This window comes from Aquabacterium sp. (genome assembly GCF_021768455.1).
Classification (GTDB): Bacteria; Pseudomonadota; Gammaproteobacteria; order Burkholderiales; family Burkholderiaceae_C; genus Aquabacterium.
The window spans coordinates 1-18884 of the sequence record NZ_JAIZVX010000083.1; the positions used below are offsets into that span (position 1 = coordinate 1).

General features: G+C 67.0%; 15 protein-coding genes and 1 pseudogene. 6 read left to right on the plus strand and 10 right to left on the minus strand.

What is annotated here, in order from left to right:
* Positions 1-217 (minus strand): annotated as a pseudogene (locus tag QZ994_RS20030) (hypothetical protein); the annotation flags it as partial.
* Between the two features lie 87 nt (positions 218-304).
* On the opposite strand from QZ994_RS20030, the gene QZ994_RS11990 reads away from it, so the two are divergent.
* Positions 305-1474 carry a DUF3108 domain-containing protein gene (locus tag QZ994_RS11990; RefSeq protein ID WP_290871670.1) on the plus strand — a complete coding sequence of 390 codons (1170 nt, stop codon included), beginning with the start codon at positions 305-307 and terminating at the stop codon, positions 1472-1474.
* 10 nt (positions 1475-1484) lie between these two features.
* On the opposite strand, the gene QZ994_RS11995 is transcribed toward QZ994_RS11990, so the two are convergent.
* A complete protein-coding gene (locus QZ994_RS11995; RefSeq protein ID WP_290871671.1) occupies positions 1485-2246 on the minus strand; it encodes a DsbC family protein in 762 nt (253 codons plus the stop codon).
* 28 nt (positions 2247-2274) lie between these two features.
* Positions 2275-3435, minus strand: coding sequence for an FAD-dependent monooxygenase (locus tag QZ994_RS12000; protein ID WP_290871672.1), 1161 nt, complete (start codon positions 3433-3435; stop codon positions 2275-2277).
* A gap of 261 nt (positions 3436-3696) precedes the next feature.
* On the opposite strand from QZ994_RS12000, the gene ychF reads away from it, so the two are divergent.
* The 4 genes from ychF to QZ994_RS12020 all read left to right on the plus strand — a co-directional run bounded on the left by ychF (position 3697) and on the right by QZ994_RS12020 (position 8000).
* A complete protein-coding gene (gene ychF, locus QZ994_RS12005; protein ID WP_290871673.1) occupies positions 3697-4788 on the plus strand; it encodes a redox-regulated ATPase YchF in 1092 nt (363 codons plus the stop codon).
* Positions 4789-4967: 179 nt separating this feature from the next.
* Positions 4968-6524, plus strand: coding sequence for a methyl-accepting chemotaxis protein (locus tag QZ994_RS12010; RefSeq protein ID WP_290871674.1), 1557 nt, complete (start codon positions 4968-4970; stop codon positions 6522-6524).
* Between the two features lie 172 nt (positions 6525-6696).
* A complete protein-coding gene (locus QZ994_RS12015; RefSeq protein WP_290871675.1) occupies positions 6697-7314 on the plus strand; it encodes a hypothetical protein in 618 nt (205 codons plus the stop codon).
* Positions 7315-7418: 104 nt separating this feature from the next.
* On the plus strand, positions 7419-8000 hold the full coding sequence (locus QZ994_RS12020; RefSeq protein ID WP_290871676.1) for a chemotaxis protein CheW: 582 nt from the start codon (positions 7419-7421) through the stop codon (positions 7998-8000).
* Between the two features lie 42 nt (positions 8001-8042).
* On the opposite strand, the gene QZ994_RS12025 is transcribed toward QZ994_RS12020, so the two are convergent.
* Positions 8043-10685: an FtsX-like permease family protein gene (locus tag QZ994_RS12025; protein ID WP_290871677.1), complete on the minus strand. Its 2643-nt coding sequence runs from the start codon at positions 10683-10685 to the stop codon at positions 8043-8045.
* A gap of 83 nt (positions 10686-10768) precedes the next feature.
* Between QZ994_RS12025 and QZ994_RS12030 the strand changes: the two genes are divergently transcribed.
* Complete coding sequence (locus QZ994_RS12030) at positions 10769-11539, plus strand: YoaK family protein (protein WP_290871678.1); 771 nt, start codon at positions 10769-10771, stop codon at positions 11537-11539.
* A 30-nt stretch (positions 11540-11569) separates the two neighbouring features.
* Here QZ994_RS12030 and QZ994_RS12035 read toward each other — a convergent pair whose 3' ends face one another.
* The 6 genes from QZ994_RS12035 to guaD form a co-directional block, all read right to left on the minus strand.
* Positions 11570-12625: an adenosine deaminase gene (locus QZ994_RS12035; protein ID WP_290871679.1), complete on the minus strand. Its 1056-nt coding sequence runs from the start codon at positions 12623-12625 to the stop codon at positions 11570-11572.
* A gap of 142 nt (positions 12626-12767) precedes the next feature.
* Positions 12768-13937, minus strand: a complete 1170-nt coding sequence (locus tag QZ994_RS12040; protein WP_290871681.1) for a BMP family ABC transporter substrate-binding protein — start codon at positions 13935-13937, stop codon at positions 12768-12770.
* Between the two features lie 62 nt (positions 13938-13999).
* Positions 14000-14935 (minus strand): ABC transporter permease, encoded by a 936-nt coding sequence (locus QZ994_RS12045; protein WP_290871683.1) that lies wholly within the window; start codon positions 14933-14935, stop codon positions 14000-14002.
* Positions 14932-15993, minus strand: coding sequence for an ABC transporter permease (locus QZ994_RS12050; RefSeq protein WP_290871685.1), 1062 nt, complete (start codon positions 15991-15993; stop codon positions 14932-14934). The genes QZ994_RS12045 and QZ994_RS12050 overlap by 4 nt, the downstream gene beginning before the upstream one ends.
* Positions 15980-17503 carry an ABC transporter ATP-binding protein gene (locus QZ994_RS12055; RefSeq protein WP_290871687.1) on the minus strand — a complete coding sequence of 508 codons (1524 nt, stop codon included), beginning with the start codon at positions 17501-17503 and terminating at the stop codon, positions 15980-15982. Before QZ994_RS12055 ends, QZ994_RS12050 begins: the two co-directional genes overlap by 14 nt.
* Positions 17504-17560: 57 nt before the next feature.
* Positions 17561-18883, minus strand: coding sequence for a guanine deaminase (gene guaD, locus QZ994_RS12060; RefSeq protein WP_367172301.1), 1323 nt, complete (start codon positions 18881-18883; stop codon positions 17561-17563).
* Between the last annotated feature and the right edge of the window lies 1 nt (position 18884).

The following is an 18884-nucleotide window of genomic DNA, read 5'->3' on the forward strand; positions in this document are numbered from 1 at the left end:
GCGCCTGCGTCACCACCGAGGGGGAGGAGAAATGGATCTGCATGGCGGACACCACCAGCTGACAGGCACCCTTCAGGCCCAGCTCCCTCACGTTTACGTTTTCAGCGCACAAGTTGTAAATGGCTCGACACGTGTTCTCGGTGACATTGGCGCTGGCACTGTGGGTGCGCAGAGCGGTGACAATCGCCGTGCATCCGCCACAGTTGAACAAACGGACTTGGTTGCCTGGGCATCAAGGAGATCCAAGCGATTAGCCACAACCAAACAGCAAGAGAGACACCGCGGCAGGGAAATACCTTCGTCTTTGAAGGCCAGTGATCCCAGGGCGCTGCTGGCATTGGTGGCCGTGGTGGTGTTGGGGCACCTTTGGGTCACGGCCGAGGTCACGGCCCGCATGGCCGCCGTGGCACCCCAGGCGCAGAGCCAGATCAAGCGCATGGAGGCCGTCTACGTGAGCGAGATGCGCCTGAGCGCCCCCCCCGTGGCCGCACCGGTCGCTGCGGCGCCACCGCCCGCAGAGCCTGCCCCCCGACCTGCACGCCGCAAGGCCAAGCCTCCGGCGGCAAAAGCCTCTGAACCCGAAGCGGCAGCCTCGGTGGCGGATGCCGCGTCCGAACCCGATGCATCGGCCAGTGCCCCGCTCCTGGCCGACGCGAGCCCGGCCACGCCCGCGGCATCACCCCCCTCGGCGGCTTCGACGGCCAGCGCAGCACAGGCCACGGAAGCCGCACAGGCTGCGTCCGACGCAGCCCGAAAGGGCCCCGCCTTCGTCTGGCCGCTGGCCTCCAAGGTGAGCTTCAAGCTCGTGGGGCATTTCCGAGGCCCCATCCAGGGCAAGGCCGCCGTCGAGTGGGTGCGGCAAGGGATGCGCTACCAGGTCCACCTGGACGCGGCCATCGCCCCTTTTGGCTCGGTCAGCATGGTCAGCGAAGGGTCGATCCGGCCTGAAGGCCTGCGTCCCGAGCGCTACGAAAACACCACGCGCAAGCTCATCGGCAGTGACGTCGTCAAGGTCGTGCAACTGCAGGACGACGAGCTGCTCATGCCCAATGGCGACAGGCTCCCGCGCCCAAAGAGCGTGCAGGATGCCGTGAGCCAGCTCATCCACCTGTCCTACCAGTTCGTGATCAAGCCGGAGCTCGCCCAGGCGGGACAGACCGTCGACATGAAGGTCGCCCTGGTGCGCAAGGTCGAAGGCATTGCCTACGAGGTGGTGGGAGAAGAGCTGCTGGACACGCCCATTGGCAAGGTGCCCACGCTGCACATCAAGCCGCGCCGCATCGTGGAGGCCCAGGCCAGCGCACAGCCCGATCTGGGTTCGGTGGAAGTGTGGCTGGCGCCCGGGCTGCAATACCTGCCGGTGCGCATCCTCACGCGCATGCGCGACGACAACTACCTGGACATGCTCATGGAGCGCGCCCCGCAGCAGGTGCAGGCCCCCTCTCCGGGCGGGGCCCAGCCCAGCTCGAACTGAACCGAAGGCCTCAACCGCCCTTGCGGCCCAGGGCCTTCACCAGCCGCTGCTCGATCGCGGTGGCTGGCAGGGCGGCCACCACGCGAGAGCCATCTTCGAAGAACAGGGCCGGCGTGGCGTTGACCCGCAGGCTGTTGGCCAGCGCCAGATTGCGTTGCGCCGGGCTGGCACAGTTGCCGAAGACCCGGGCAGGCGGTGTGCCCTCGGTCATCCAGTCGCGCCAGGCCTGGGTGCGGTCCTTCAGACAGAGGATGGCTTCGGCCTTGGCTTTCGAGTCCGCTCCCAGAATGGGGATGACGAAGGTGTAGACCGTCACGTCCTTGACGTGGATGAGGTCCTTCTCGAGCTGCTTGCAATAGCCACAGTTCGGGTCGGCAAAGACCACCATGCGGCGCTTGCCATTGCCGTTCTTCCAGACCACGGCGTCCTTCAAGGGGAACTTGTCGAAGTCGACCTTGTTGATCTCGTCCAGGCGCTCTTCGGTGAGGTTACGCTGGGTGCGGGTCTCGAGCACCTGCCCTTCGATGAGGTAGTCGCCATTGGCATCGGTGTAGAACACATTGCCACCCGCCCGCAGCTCGATCAGGCCGGGCACAGGGGCTGTGCGGGCGCCGTCCACCGGTGGCAGATCAGGCAGGCGCTGGGCCAGCTTCTGCTTGAGCACGGCCAGCTGAGCGGCTGGCAGTTCACCCGCCTGGGCGTGCACCGAAGCCATGGGCCACGCACTGGCCAGGAGGGCTGCCAGGCAGGCCGCGCGGAGAGAAAAGGTCATCGCAAACATCCGGTAGGGTGGCTCGGGCTCAGCTGTCGAGGGCACGGCTGGCCAGCCAGTGTTTGATCGGGCCCAGGTGCTGAACCATGTTCATGCCCAGGTTGCGCACGGTTTTCAGGGGCGCGCGCTCGTCGGCAAAGAGGTGCAGCAGGCCATCGGTGAGCGTGGCCATGGCCTGGGTGGGCCATTGGCGCTGGCGGGCATAACGGGCCAGGGTGCGGGCGTCGCCCGGGGTGCGCCAGGGCTCGCGGGCACGGGCCTCGTCGAGCACCTGGACCAGGGTATCGACATCGGCCAGGCCGAGGTTCAGCCCCTGGCCGGCCAGAGGATGCACCTGGTGGGCCGCATCGCCCAGCAGCACCCAGCCCGGGCCGCTCCAGCGCTGAGCCTGGGCCAGGGCAAGCGGCCAGGCCGCCACGGGCGAGGCCAGGGTGAGGTCGCCGACCAGGGCTGCGGCCTGCGGATCGCTCTCGGTCAGGGCCTGTTTCAGTGCCTGCTCGAAGGCCTCGGGCGGCAAGGCCATCAAGGCTTCGGCGCGGGCACGTGGCAGCGACCACACCAGGCCATACGAAGCATCGGGGTCGGGCTGGTTGAAAGGCAGGAGGGCAAGGATGTCTGGCGAGCGGAACCACTGACGAGCCACACCCTGGTGCGGCAGCGTGGCCTGGAGCCGGGCGGCCACGCCCCAATGGCCGTAGTCCTGGCGGGTGAAACCGATGCCGAGGCTGGCGCGGGTCTGGGAGTGCTTGCCTTCGCAGATGGCCAGCAGGCTGGCTGCCACGGTGGCGGGCTGGTCGCCCACGGGTGGCACGACCTGCACGCGGGGAGCAAAGCGCAGTGCCTCGCCCAGCAGGCGCTCAAGCGCGGCGGCGTCGACGATCCAGGCCAGCTCGGTCACCTTCTGCTGCCAGGCGGAAAACGACAGTGCGCCAGCCGCATCACCCTGGATGGCCATGCGGCTCACCGGGGTGGCAAAGGCCTTCAGGGCAGGCCAGACGCGCAGGCGTTCCAGCAGGTCGATCGCACGGGCGTTGAGGGCATAGGTGCGCACATCGGGTGCGCCCGGGCTGACCGGCTCGGGCGCCTTGGCCCAGGCCACCTGCCAGCCTTGCGCCGACAACGACAAGGCCAGGCTCATCGCCACGGCGCCAGAGCCGCTGACACACACATCAAATCCCGTTGCAACCATGGCGAACCCAAGCGACCCAAAACAGTGTTGACGCCCGAGCTGAAGCGGTCCGGCCGTCGAATCCATTAATCTAATATGGATTCACATTCAAAAATGCACGGCACGAATGGCCGACACGAAGGGCGACGAGGAAACCGGCGAAAAGCGGAGCCCACGGCACAGACGGCCCCACCTCCGGAACGGGCCGCCGGTTAAAATGGCGGGATGCCACGGTGTCAGTGCTGATGCCGTGCCCCTGTTTCCCTCCTTCCAGGAACGTCCATGAGCCTCAAGTGCGGCATCGTGGGGCTGCCCAATGTCGGCAAGTCCACCCTTTTCAACGCCCTGACCAAGGCCGGCATCGCTGCTGAAAACTACCCCTTCTGCACCATCGAACCCAATGTGGGCGTGGTGGAAGTGCCCGATCCCCGCCTGCAAGGCCTGGCCGAGATCGTCAAGCCCGAGCGCATCCTGCCGGCCATCGTCGAGTTCGTCGACATCGCCGGTCTGGTGGCGGGCGCTTCCAAGGGCGAAGGCCTGGGCAACCAGTTCCTCAGCCATATCCGCGAAACCGACGCCATCGTCAACGTGGTGCGCTGCTTCGAAGACGACAACGTGATCCACGTGGCCGGCAAGGTCGACCCGATCGCCGACATCGAAGTCATCCAGACCGAACTCTGCCTGGCCGACCTGGGCACGGTGGAAAAGGGCCTGCACCGCTACAACAAGGCCGCCCGCTCGGGTGACAAGGACGCCGCCGCCCTGGTCAAGGTGCTGGAGAAGTGCGAAGCTGCCCTGAACGAAGCCAAGCCGGTGCGCTCGATCGACTTCAGCAAGGAAGAGTTCGCCATCCTCAAGCCCCTGTGCCTGATCACGGCCAAGCCCGCCATGTTCGTGGGCAACGTGTCGGAGACCGGCTTCGAGAACAACCCCTTCCTGGACCGCCTGCGTGAATTCGCCGCCGCCCAGAAGGGTGAAGTCGTGGCCATCTGCGCCAAGACCGAAGCCGAACTCTCGGAAATGGAAGACGAAGACCGCGCCATGTTCCTGGCCGAAATGGGCCAGGACGAGCCCGGTCTGAACCGCCTGATCCGCGCCGCTTTCAAGCTGCTGGGCCTGCAGACCTATTTCACCGCGGGTGTGAAGGAAGTCCGCGCCTGGACCATCCACATCGGTGACACCGCCCCGCAGGCAGCGGGTGTGATCCACACCGATTTCGAGAAGGGCTTCATCCGCGCCCAGACCATCGCCTACGACGACTTCATCCAGTTCAAGGGTGAAGCCGGCGCCAAGGACGCTGGCAAGATGCGCGCAGAAGGCAAGGAATACGTCGTCAAGGACGGTGACGTGCTCAACTTCCTCTTCAACGTGTGACCTCGCTCACGCCCGCCCCAGACGGCGGGTTGGCGACACGACAGGCGGCCTCGGCCGCCTTTTTTTGCGCCTCAAGAAATCCTCACCTTTGCCGATAGCCCACTGTGCCCCCACTCGTTGAAGGGTCACAACTGAACGGGGGCAGCCTTCCCCCGCGTTGGGTGATCAAAGGTCAGGCCATGGATTTCATGAATCAGATGCGGCGTTTCTCCATCCGGGTGCGCATGCTAGGCGCCATCGGTGTGGTGCTGTTGCTGCTGGCGCTGGTGGGCGGCTCAGGCCTGTACGGGCTGTCGCAGAACCAGGCTCAGATCGAAACCTTCCGCAAGCATTCCTATGCCGAACTACTGGAGTTGTCCCACGTTCGGCATGCGCTGGGCATGATGCGTCGCCAGGAGGCCATGATGCTGCTGTATTCAGGGCAGTCTGGCGAGGTGGAGCAGGCGGCCAAGGGCTGGCAGGAACAGCTTGCCTTGCTGCGCCGCAACGCGGCCGGCATGCTGGAAGGCGAAGAGGACGAGGACAACGCCGTGCTGCGCGAGATGCTGCCTCAGCTCGATGCCTACGAAAAGGCCCTGAACCCGGTGGTGCCCAAGCTGGCATCCGGTGAACTCAGTGCCGCCGATGCGGTCACCCAACTCGGTGCAACCTTGAAGTCGGCCAACGCACTGGACACCCACGCGACCCGGCTGGAAGAGATTCTGCTGGCCGAGGCCGAGGCCTCGACCCGGGCCCAGGAAGCCGTTGTCAACCAGACCCGCCTGGTGTTCGTCGCCATGGTGCTGGTGGCCATCTTCGTGGTCGCGCCGCTGACCTTGCTGAACCAGCACTCCATCACCATCCCGCTGCAGAAGGCCATGGACATCGCACATGGCATTGCCAATGGCGACCTGCGCCAGCAGATCCCCACGGAGGGCCAGGACGAGCCCGCCCGCCTGCTGGCGGCCCTGAGCGACATGCAGAACGCCCTGCTGCTGGTGGTGCAGGACGTGCGGACCTCGGCCGACTCGATCTCGATTGCCTCGACGGAAATCGCCAGTGGCAACATGGACCTCTCGACCCGCACCGAGAGCACGGCCTCGAGCCTGCAGGAAACCGCCAGCTCGGTGGAGCAGCTCACCAGCAATGTGCGCCAGAGCGCCGAAGCCGCCGTCTGTGCCAATTCGCTGGCCCAGAACGCCGCAGTGGCCGCCGAACGCGGCAACAGCATCGTCACCGAGGTGGTGTCGAACATGGGCGAGATCGATTCGACCAGCAAGCGCATCAACGACATCATCGGTGTGATCGATGGCATCGCCTTCCAGACCAACATCCTTGCGCTGAACGCGGCCGTGGAGGCCGCCCGAGCGGGCGAACAGGGCCGCGGTTTTGCCGTGGTGGCCGCCGAGGTGCGTTCGCTGGCCCAGCGCAGCGCGACCGCTGCACGCGAGATCAAGCAACTGATCCTGGCCTCGGGTGAAAAGGTGGAATCCGGCACCCAGCTGGTGCAGGATGCCGGTGCCGCCATGCAGGAGATCCTGGCCAGCGTGCAGAAGGTGTCCGACACGATCAGCGAGATCACCCAGGCCTCGAAGGAACAGAGCCAGGGCATTGGGCAGGTGAACCAGGCAGTGAGCGGGCTGGACCAGATGACGCAGCAGAATGCGGCCCTGGTCGAGCAATCGGCCGCCGCCGCCGCCAGCCTCAAGGACCAGGCCAACAAGCTGACCCAGTCGATGGCGATCTTCCAGATCTGAGGCCGACAGCCTCGCCCACCAGAGCCTGCCACGCCCTGGCTGGGCTCCACCTTGAAAGGGCGTATCCATGCGCACTTCCAAACACCGAATCCCTGCGGGGTGGTCACGCGTGGCAGCCTGCGCCGTGCTCGGCGGTGCATGCGCCCTGCCCTGCGCCTGGGCTGGACGCCCCATGGCCACCGAAGACGCAGCCACTGTGGCCGTCAGGGAGTGCCAGGCTGAAACATGGGCGGACCACGATGCAGACGGACAACACGCCCACCTCGGCGGCGCCTGTGGCCTCACAGACGGCCTGGAGCTGGGCCTGGAACTCATTGCCGGCGATGCCTCCAGTGCAGTGCCGGTGAGCCAGGGTATCGGACTGAAATGGGCGCCCACCTGGCTGACGTGGGAGGGCTGGCAATTCGGCTTGAAGACCAGCACGGCCCGCGTTCGATCTCAGGAAACAGGCCGCTGGCGCGCCACCCGTCTCAACCTCACGGGCATCGCCACGCGTGAGTTGAGCGACACCCTGACCTTGCACCTGAACATGGGCCACTACCACAGCCAGCCGGACCAGCCCGTGGCCACGGTCGCCGCCGCAGCCCTGAACTGGACGCCGAGCGAACGCTGGCTGCTGTTTGCCGAACTTCTGGGCCAGCACCGCGCACCCGCCGTCCAGCAGGCCGGCGTGCGCTACTGGCTGCTCCCCGAGACCCTGGGCATCGACCTCACGGCCGGACGCAGCAACGCGACGCGGGACAGCCGCAGCTGGGGCATCGGCCTGGGCTGGTACGGGATCTCTTTCTGAGAAGGCTTCAGTTTTCCCTGGCGCCTCCGATAAGCAATCAAGGAAGCCACGGCTTCACGGTGTGCGCCCCGAACGGCGCCTGACGAACCCGACAGAGGATGTGCATGGACACCCTTCAAGCCACCGCCCCCCAGGCCCCCACAGCCGCTCGCCCTGATGCAGGCAGCAGCTTTGGCTCTCGCAACAGCCCCGCCCGCCAGGTGCGCCATGTGCCGGCCGGCCGCGAGTACCTGACCTTCCGCCTGGGCAGCGAGGAATACGGCATCGACATCCTCAAGGTGCAGGAAATCCGCTCCTACGAGCAGCCCACCAAGATCGCCAACGCGCCGGCCTACCTCAAGGGTGTGGTCAACCTGCGTGGGGTGATCGTGCCCATCGTCGACCTGCGCGTGAAGTTCGACTGCGTCAACGACGATGGCCAGGGCGACATCAACAGCTTCACCGTGGTCATCGTGCTGAACGTGCGCGGCCGCGTGCTGGGCGCCGTGGTCGACTCCGTGAGCGACGTGATGCAACTGGCCGAACAGGCCATTCAGCCTGCACCCGAGATGAGCACGGCCGTGGTCGACACGACCTACATCACCGGCATCGCCAATGTGAATGAGCGTCTGCTGATCCTGATGGACATCGAGTCCCTGATGGGCAGCAGCGAAATGGGCCTGATCAGCAGCCTGTCGGTGAACTGATCTGGTCCGTCGCCCCGCGCGGCCCCCGACTGGGGTGCCGCGTCATTCGGCCTGGCGCAGGGTCAGGCCAACGGGGCGCTGCACGACGCCGCGCAGGCTCCACCAGCCCGCAGCCCAGGCCAGCAAGGCCCCGACCAGGGCGCCCAGCAAGGGCCACCACCAAGGTGCCGTCCAGGCGAACTCGAAAACCTTGGCCGCCAGCGCCCAGCCAATGCCCAATGCGGCCGTGGCCGCCATGGCACCGGCCAGGGCGCCAACCCCCAGCAACTCCACGCGTTGCACACGCTGCAACATGCCTTGCGTGGCCCCCAGCGAGCGCCAGATGGCCCAGTCTCGGGCTCTGCGGTCACGCGAGGTCATGAGGCCTGCCATCAGCACGATGAGGCCGGCAGCCAGCGTGAAGAGGAACAGGAACTCCACCGCGCTGATCACCTGGGTCAGCACGCCCTGTATCTGCGCCAGCGTGGCCGAGACATCGACCACCGTGACGTTGGGGAAACGCTGCACCAGGGTGCGGTCCAGCCCCGCCCCGGCCGGCATCTTGAAGGCCGTGATGTAGGTGGAAGGCCAGTTGGGCATCTCTGCGGCCGGCGTCATCACGAAGAAGTTCACCCGCATCGACGACCAGTCCACCTTGCGCAGGCTGGTGATGCGACCTTCCTGCAGGCTGCCAGCCATGTCGAAACGCAGGCGGTCGCCCAGCTTCAGGCCCAGGGTCTTGGCGATGCCCTCCTCCACGCTGAAGGCGTCGGGTTCGTTGGGCGTGTAGCGGCCCGCCACGACGGGATTGTGGGCCGGGGCCTGCGCGGCGTGGCTGAGGTTGAACTCGCGGTCCACCAGGCGACGGGCCCGGTCTTCGGCGAACTGTTCGGGCCGAACAGGCTGCCCGTTGATGGCCACCAGCCGACCGCGGGCCATGGGGTACCAATCGAACTGGGGCACACCGGCTTCGCGCAAGGTCGCCTGAAAGGGCTCCACCTGGTCCGGCTGGATGTTGATGACGAAACGGTCTGGCGCGTCCACCGGCGTGGCATTGCGCCAGCTGGCGACCAGGTCGGTGCGGATCAGGACGAGCAGCATCAGCGCCAACAGGCCCAGGGCCAGGGCGCAGACCTGCACCACCGTCTGCACGGGTTGGGCGGTGAGCTGGCGGGTAGAAAGCGTCCACCACAGGGGGGCACGGCCACCAAAGCGAGAGGCCAGGCCGCGCAAAGCCAGCACGGCCAGGTGGGCCAACAGGGCAAAGACCACCACCGCCGCGCCAAAACCCCCGAGGGCAATGGCCCCCAGCGTGACATCGCGCGCGACCAGCATCAGCAAGGCGACCAGGGCGGCACCGCCTAGGCCCCACACGGCGGCCGACGAGGCCTTCAGCCCACCCAGGTCGCGGCGCAGCACACGCAGCGGGGGCACCTGGGCCAGCTGCAGCACCGGCGGCAGGCCGAAGCCCAGGGTGAGCAGCACCCCCACGCCCAGCCCCAGGCCCACGGGCTGCCAGCCCGGCGGCGGCAGCACCACATTGACGAGGTCGGCCAGCAGGTAGACGAAGACCTGGTGGAAGGCCCAGCCCAGCACCAGCCCCACCAGGCTGCCCAACAGGCCCACGGCGGTGAACTGCAGGCCGTAGGTCCAGGCCATGGTGCGCTGAGACACGCCCAGCACGCGCATCAGGGCACAGTCGTCAAGGCGACGCTGGGCAAAGTCGCGCGACACCAAGGCCACGGCCACGGCCGACAGCAGCCCGGCCAACAGGGCCACCAGGCGCAGGAACAGGCCCGCCCGGTCGAGCGTGGCGCGCATCTCGGGGCGTCCCTGGTCCAGGGTTTCGACGCGCAGGCCGCGCGTGGCCTCGGCCGCTTGCCGGGCGGCATCGGTGAAGCGCGTGATCGCGACCTGGGCGGCAGCCCCCGTGAGCGTGGGCTCGGGTGCGCCGCTGCCCGCCATCGACAGCGCGGACTGGGTCGCCGGCACCGCATCGCCCTGGCGTGCCGGCCCGGCCACCAGCAGCCGGTAGGTGACGCGGCTGGCGGGCTGAACCAGCTGGGTCGCGGCCAGATCGCCCTGGCGGATCAGCACCCGGGGCGAGAAATTGACGAAGCCGCCGCCACGGTCTGGCTCGGTCACGATGGCCGCTTCGATCACGAAGCGCGCCTCGCCCAGCCAAAGGCCCTGGCCCAACCGCAGGTTCAGCGCCTCAAGCACCCCGCGGTCAACCCAGACCTGACCTGAGCGCGGCCCCCCAGCGGGCGCCTTGCGCGTGCTGCGCCAGCCGCCGGCCTGGTCGGGCTCGCCCAGGGTGAGCTGGCCGCGCAGGGGGTAGGCCTCGCCCACGGCCTTGAGCGTGACCAGGCGGGTGTCGCCACCCAACTCGTCGGGCGCGCGGGCCATGCTGGGGAAGACAGCGGTGGTGGTCTGCCGCAGGCCCAGCTGGCGGGCCTGCTCGGACAGGGCCGCCGGCACAGGCTGGTCGCCCACGGCCACGGTGTCGGCGCCCAGCAACTGGGCGGCATCACGGCTCAGGCCACGTTCGATGCGGTCGGCAAAAAAAGCAACGGCCGTGAGGGCGGCAACGGCCAGCACCACGGCCAGCAGCAGAAAGCGCATGCTGGTGGCTCGCAGGTCGCGGCGGGTTTGAACCAGGGCCCAGCGCCAGGCCGAAGGAGAAACGATCAGGCTGTTCACCATGATGAAAGGGATGGGGCAGGCCCAAGCAGGCCAGATGGGAGGATGATGGCAGATGAAACAAAGACCGGTGCCCGCGAAGCCTTATGCCCGTTCAATACCTCCGCACCCTGACCTCACCTGAACGCACCCGCCGCAGCAACCTGCACCTGGGCCTGTGGCTGGCCTTCATCGCTGGGGCCATCAACGCGGGCGGCTTCCTGGCAGTGGCCAGCTACACCTCGCACATGACCGGCGTGGTCTCCAGCATGGCCGACGAGCTGGCGCTGGGCAACCTGAGCCTCGTCTGGGCCGGACTGGGATCGCTGCTGGCCTTCCTGATGGGGGCGGCCACTTCGGCCATTCTGATCAACTGGGCGCGGCGCCAGGGCTCACGCCAGATCTGTGCCCTGCCCTTGCTGCTGGAAGCCGCATTGCTGCTGGCCTTTGGCGTGCTGGGCTGGATGGACCAGGTCATCGGCAACGCGATCGGGCTGACGGTGGCCATCCTGTGCTTCATCATGGGTCTGCAGAACGCCATGATCACCAAGATCTCACACGCCGAGATCCGCACCACCCACCTCACCGGCCTGGTGACCGACATGGGCATCGAGCTGGGCAAGCTGCTGTACTGGAACGCCACGCCTGCCCTGGCGAACGAAGCGCGTGTGGGCGCCAACCTGGACCGCCTGCGCATGCAGGCAGAGCTGGTGGCGGCGTTTTTCGTGGGCGGTGTGCTGGGTGCCTTGGGCTTCAAGCACCTGGGTTACATCGCCACCGTGCCCCTGGCCCTGGGGCTGGCGCTGCTCTCATCTGTTCAACTGATGCCGGGCAGCGTGCTGGCGCCCCGCAGGGCAGACCCCAAGGGCCCGGCCTGATCGGTCGCATCACGGCACCAGAGCCCCGGCTCAGGCGGCGTCGCCCGCAAAGCGGGCGAAGGTGGCGTCCAGCTGGGCGATCCACGCCTGCTTGCGCTCGGCACTGACGAAGCTGGCCTCGAAGCTGTTGCGCGCCAGGGTGTAGGCGTCGTTGGCATCGAGGTCGAGGTCGGCGAAGGTGGCCAGGAAGTTCTGATTCAGGTAGCCGCCAAAGTAGGCCGGGTCGTCGGAGTTGACCGTCACCTTCAGGCCGTGGGCCAGCAGGGTCTTGAGGTTGTGCTCGGCCATGGTCTTGAACACGCACAGCTTGATGTTGGAGAGCGGACAGACGGTCAGCGCCGTGCCCTGCTTTGCCAGGCGCTCGACCAGGGCGGGGTCTTCCACGCAGCGCACGCCATGGTCGATGCGCTCCACGCTCAGAATGTCGAGCGCGTTGACGATGTACTCAGGTGGGCCTTCTTCACCCGCATGGGCCACCAGGTGCAGGCCCAGATCCTTGCAGCGGGCAAAGACGCGGGCGAATTTCTCGGGCGGGTGGCCACGCTCGCTGGAGTCCAGGCCCACGCCAATGAAGAGCTCGCGGTAAGGCAGGGATTCGTCCAGCGTCTTCAGGGCGGCCTCTTCGCTCAGGTGGCGCAGGAAGCACATGATCAGCGATGCACTCACGCCCAGCTCGGCTTCGGCACGCACGCAGGCGCTGTGCAGGCCCTTGATCACGACCTCGAAGGGCACGCCCCGGTCGGTGTGGGTCTGGGGGTCGAAAAACAGCTCGGTGTGCAGGACGTTGTCTTCCTTGGCCTTGAGCAGGTAGGCCCAGGCCATGTCGTGGAAGTCCTGCTCTTTCAGGAGCACCGAGGCGCCGGCGTAGTAGATGTCGAGGAAGCTTTGCAGGTCGGTGAAAGCATAGGCCGCACGCAGGGCCTCGACGCTCGGGTAGCTCAGGGCCACGCCATTGCGTTGGGCCAGGGCAAAGATCAGCTCAGGCTCGAGCGAACCTTCGATGTGCATGTGCAGCTCGGCCTTGGGCATGGCCTGGATCAGCGCGGGCAGCTTGGCCTGGGGGATGTGGAAAGCGGGCTGGCTCATGGTCAGGGGCTCGGTCAACGGCCCAGGGAAGGGCACGGTAGGGGGTGTGCAAAGTGTGCCCGATCCGGGCACACCGTGATGAAAAAGGCCGCCTTCGTGGGGCGGCCTTGTGAGGAGAAGGCCCGGGAGGGCCTGCCCGGGTTTACTTGCCCGAAGGCACCTTGCCTTCCACGCCCTTGACGTAGAAGTTGATGCCGCCGAGGAACTTGTCGTCGGCCACCACGTCTTTGGCCAGCACTTCCTTGCCATCCTGGCCCACGATGGGGCCCTTGAACACGGCAAAGCTGCCGTCCTTCAGGCCAGCCTTGATGGTGTCGACCTTGGCCTTGGCTTCAGCGGGCACGGCGTCGGAGATGGACACGATGTCGATCGCACCTTCCTTCACGCCCCACCACACGCCACCGGTCGACCAGGTGCCTTCCAGGGCATCCTTGGTGGCCTTGATGTAGTACGGAGCCCAGTTGATGATGCTGGAGGCCAGGTGGGCCTTGGGTCCGAACTTGCTCATGTCCGAATCCCAGCCAAAGGCATACTTGCCGGCCTTCTCGGCGGTTTGCAGCACGGCGGGCGAATCGGTGTTCTGGAACAGGACGTCGGCGCCCTGGTTCAGCAGGCTTTGGGCCCCTTCGGTTTCCTTCGGAGGATCGAACCAGCTGTTGACCCACACGACCTTGGTCTTGATCTTGGGGTTGATGCTCTGGGCGCCCAGGGTGAAGGCGTTGATGTTGCGGATCACTTCCGGGATGGGGATGGAGCCCACCACGCCCAAGGTGCCCGACTTGCTGACCGAGCCTGCGATCACGCCGGCCATGTAGGCGCCCTCATAGGTGCGCGAATCGTAGGTGCGCATGTTGGGCGCGCTCTTGTAGCCGGTGGCGTGCTCGAACTTGACGTCGGGCGTGTCGGCCGCGACCTTGAGCATGGGCTCCATGTAGCCGAAAGTGGTACCGAAGACCAGCTTGTTGCCCTGGCCAACCAGGTCGCGGATCACGCGCTCGGCCTCGGGGCCCTCGGGCACCTTCTCGACGAAGGAGGTCTTGATCTTGTCGCCGAATTCCTTTTCCAGCGCCAGACGGGCCTGGTCGTGGGCGTAGGTCCAGCCGGCGTCACCCACCGGGCCGACGTAGGCGAAAGCGACCTTCAGCGGCTCGGCAGCGGCCACGGAGGCGGCCGGCGCGGCTTCAGAGGCAGCCGATGCCGCGGCCGGGGCGGCCTCTTCCTTCTTGCCGCAGCCCACGAGGGCAGCGGTGGCGGCCAGGGCGGCCCAGCCGGTCATCTTCAACAAGGCACGCTTCGACAGGGGTGATGTCATGTGATCTCCAGGGTTGGGAACTGTTGTGGGACGCGGGCAGGATCAGCAACGATCATGCCCATTCAGGCGCCCGGATGGAAGGGTTTACCAAGTGAAGCCGGCATGTTGATGCGGATCCACGTCGGGTTGCGCGAGATCAACACCAGCACCACGATGGTGGCCAGGTAAGGCAGCATGGTCAGCCACTGGCTGGGGATCTGCACCCCCTGCCCTTGCAGCTGGAATTGCAGCATGGTGACGCCGCCAAACAGGTAGGCGCCCAACAGCACACGGGCTGGCCGCCAGGTGGCGAAGGTGGTGAGCGCCAGGGCGATCCAGCCCTTGCCCGCCACCATGCCCTCGACCCACAGCGGCGTGTAGACCAGCGAGATGTAGGCTCCGGCCAGTCCGCACAGGGCACCGCCCACCATCACCGCCAGCAGACGGATCGGGCGCACGGCATAACCGAGCGCATGGGCCGACTCGGGCGACTCGCCCACGGCACGCAGCACCAGGCCTGCGCGCGACCGCATCAGGAACCAGGTCATGAACAGGGCCAGGGCGATGGCGATGTAGACCAGCGGGTGGTGCTTGAAAAAGGCCGGACCAATGAAGGGGATGTCGGCCAGCACAGGGATGTCGAAGTGCGGCCGCTCGGGCAGGCGCTGCTGGGTGTAGCTGATGCCCAGGAAGGCGCTCAGCCCCGTGCCGAACAGGCTCAGCGCCAGCCCCGTGGCGTACTGGTTGGTGTTGAGGAAGATGACCAGCAAACCAAAGGCCGCGGCCATCAGCGCACCGGCACCGGCACCGGCGGCAAAGGCCAGCCAGTCGCTGCCGGTGTTCACGCCCGTGGCGAAGCCGGCCACGGCGGCCACCAGCATCATGCCTTCGGCTCCCAGGTTGAGCACACCGGCCCGCTCGTTGATGAGCAGCCCCAGGGAGGCCAGCGCCACAACGGTGCCGGCATTGAGGGTGGCGGCGATCAGCAGCGCCAGGGATTCAGGGGTGAGTCCGGTCATTTGATGTTCACCCAGCGCAGGCGTTGGTGGATGAAGGTGTCGCAGGCCAGCAGCGCGAACAGCAGCAGGCCCTGGAAGACACCCGTGAGGGCCTTGGGCAAGCCGAGGCGCGACTGCGCCAGCTCACCACCGATGTAGAACATGCTCATCAGGATGGCCGAGAACACGATGCCGACCGGGTTGAGCCGGCCCACGAAGGCCACGATGATGGCCGCGAAACCGTAGCCCAGCGGCACGTAGGGCGTGAGCTGACCCTGGGGGCCCGCCACATCGAGCGCCCCGGCGAGGCCGGCCATGCCGCCGGAGAGCAGCAGCGCCGTCCACAGCGCCTTGCGGCTGGAGAAGCCCGCATAGCGGGCCGCGGCCGGGGCCAGCCCTCCCACCTGCAACTGGAAGCCTGCGAAGGTGCGGTAGAGGAAGACCGTGAAGCCCGCCACCGCCACCAGGGCGATCAGCACGCCCACGTTGAAGCGCAGACCCGACACCAGCTTGGGCACGCGGGTGGCCTCCAGGAAGGTGATGGTCTGGGGGAAGTTGTAGCCGGCAGGGTCTTTCCAGGGGCCGTAGACCAGGTAGCTCAGCACCATTTCGGCCACGTAGACCAGCATCAGGCTGACCAGGATCTCGCTGGCGTTGAAGCGGTCGCGCAACAGGGCCACGATGCCCGCCCAGACCATGCCGCCCAGCACGCCGGCCAGCAGCACGGCCACCACGATCCACTTGCCGGTCTCGGGCGTCGCCTGCATGGCCACCCCACCGGCAAACACCGCACCGAGGATGAACTGCCCCTCGGCGCCGATGTTCCAGAGGTTGGCGCGGAAGCACACCGACAGCCCCAGCGCGATCAGGATCAGCGGCGTGGCCTTGATGCTGAGTTCAGACAGGGCGTAGGGGCTCTTCAGCGGCTCGACAAAGAACATGCGCAGCCCCTGGACCGGGTCTTTGCCGAGCGAAACAAACAGCAGCACGCCCACCACCACCGTGATCAACAGCGCGATCAGCGGCGAGGCCAGGGTCAGCAGCTTCGAGGGTGCGGAGCGAGGCTCAAGCTTGAACATGGGCACCCTCCTGAACCGAACCCCACAGCCCGCTCATCCACGCGCCGATCTGTTCCACCGTGGCCTCACCGGCCGGGATGCTGGGCGACAGCCGCCCCTGTGCCATGACCATCAGGCGGTCGCTCACTTCGAACAATTCGTCCAGCTCCTCGCTGACCACGAGCACGGCACAACCGGCATCGCGCAGCTTCAACAACTCCCCGCGGATCTGTGCCGCGGCCCCCACGTCCACGCCCCAGGTGGGCTGAGACACCAGCAACACCTTGGGTCGGGCCGAAATCTCGCGGCCCATGATGAACTTCTGCAGATTGCCCCCGGAGAGGCTCTTGGCCAGGGCCTGAGGGCCTCCAGCCTTGACCTTGAAGCGCTCGATCAGGTCAGAGGCCATGGCCCCGATGTCGGCCATGCGCAGCCAGCCGCCGGCGCCGATGGCGTCATCCCGGGTCAGCAAGGTGTTCTGGGCCAGGGACATGGTCGGCACGGCGCCACGGCCCAGGCGCTCTTCGGGCACGCTGTGCAGCCCCTGCTCACGGCGGGCGCGTGGTGCGGCACGGCTGATGTCGGCACCAAACAGCCTGACGCTGCCCTGCGGGCCACGCGGGTCTTCGCCACTGAGCACGGCCATGAGCGGCTGCTGCCCGTTGCCGGAGACCCCGGCAATGCCCAGGATCTCGCCGGCGCGCAACTCGAAGCCCACCTCCTTCAGGTCGACACCAAAGGGGTCGGTGCTGGGCACGCTCAACCCCTTGACCGCCAGCGCCACCTCACCCAGGGTGGGCGCGCTGCGGTGCAGTTCGGGCGGCTCGGCGCCAATCATCAGGCGAGACAGGCTCGCATTGCTTTCCTGCCGCGGGTCCACCTCGCCCGTGACCTTGCCGCCGCGCAGCACGGTGCAGTGGTGGCACAGGGCTCGGATCTCGTCGAGCTTGTGGCTGATGTAGAGGATGGCGCAGCCCTCGTCGGCCAGTTGGCGCAGGGTCACGAAGAGCTTGTCGACCGCCTGGGGCGTGAGCACCGAGGTGGGTTCATCCAGGATCAGCAACTGTGGCCTGGTCAGCAGCGCCCGAACGATCTCGACGCGCTGGCGCTCGCCCACGGTGAGCGAGTGCACATGGCGGGTGGGGTCGACATCGAGCCCGTAAACACTGGCCACCTCCCGGATGCGGGTGGTGACCTCTTCGAGGCTCAGGGTCTTGTCCAGGCCCAGCCAGACGTTTTCGGCCGCGGTCAGCGTGTCGAACAGCGAAAAGTGCTGAAAGACCATGCTGATGCCCAGCGCGCGCGCCTCCTGGGGCGACTTCACGTGGACCTCGCGGCCATTGAAGAGCATCTCGCCAGCGTCGGGCTTGACCGCGCCAAAGATGATTTTCATCAGGGTGGACTTGCCGGCGCCGTTTTCGCCAAGCACGGCGTGGATCTGGCCGGGCTGGACCTTCAGGCTCACGGCGTCGTTGGCACGGACGCTGGGGTACTGCTTGGTGATCTGCCGCAGTTCGAGACGGAGATTCATGCTGGGTGGGCTTGTGGTTGGGCTGGGTGCTGAGGCTTGCAGACGGGCTGGGCGAACTCAGCGCGACGGGGATTGGAACACCGTTTGACCCGCAATCAGCGTGGCCTCGAGGTTGCGTTCGTCGCTGAGTGTCATCCAGGCGAAAACCCGCTCATGCAATGAGCCATGCGAGCTTTGTGCCAGGGTGTCGCGATGGATGGCGACCGGGCCCTGCGCCCAATGCCAGATGGCGAGGTCCGCCATGCAGCCGGGCTCGATGCGGCCCATCTCGTGCGCCAGGCCCAGGTGTTCGGCCGCGCCCAGTGTGGCCGTGTAAAGCGCCTTCCAGGCGGTCAGGCGGGTGCCTTGCAAGGCCTGGATCTTGTAGGCGTCCTGCATGTTGCGCTGCATGGAGAGGCTGGTGCCGCCGCCCACGTCGCTGGCCAGGCTCACCTTCATGCCCTCGCGCTGAGCCTGGGCCCAATCAAAGAGGCCGCTGCCCAGAAAGAGGTTGGACGATGGGCTGTGGGCGATCTGGGCGCCATGTTCACGGATGACGGCGCGGTCGCGCTCGTCCAGCCAGATGCCATGGGCGAGCACGGCGCGTGCGCCGATGAGGCCGTCGCGGTCGTAGACGTCGAGGTAGCTGCGCGCGTCGGGGTAGAGCGACATCACCCACTTGATCTCGTCGCGGTTCTCGGCCACGTGGGTCTGCATGTAGGTGCCGCCATAGTGGGCACACAGGCGCCCGGCCATGGCGAGTTGCTCGGGCGTGCTGGTGGGGGCAAAGCGCACGGTCACGGCAAAAGCCTGGCGTCCCTGGCCATGCCAGCGGTCGATCAGGTCGATGCAGTCGCGCTCGGCCTGGTCCACGTCGTCGAGCAGGCCTTCGGGCGCAAAGCGGTTCATCAGCACCTTGCCGGTCACCAGGCGCATCTGGGCGGCGTGGGCGGTCTCGAACAGGGCCTCGGCACTGACCTTGTGCACCGTGGGGAAGACCACCGCACTGGTCGTGCCGTGGGCCCACAGGGCGCTCAGGAAGCGCTGAGCTCCGTCGCGCGACACGGCTGGGTCGGCATAACGGCGCTCCGCCGGGAAGGTGTAGGTGTTGAGCCAGTCCAGCAGCTCGGTGCCGTAGCTGGCGATGACATCGAGCTGGGGGCAGTGCACATGGGTGTCGATGAACCCGGGCATCAGCAGGCGGCCACGGTGGTCCTGCACGGGGAGGGAGGCCCAGCCCTCGGGCACGCGGGCCGAGAAATCTGCAAAAGGCTGCACCGCCAGGATGCGCCCCGCCTCGATCAGCACGACGTGGTCCTCACGCCAGCGCACGCCGGGAGACGCGTCGGGCGCGTGGAAGCCCGGGTCGGCGGTGAAGTCGAGCAGGTCGCCGCGCAGGATC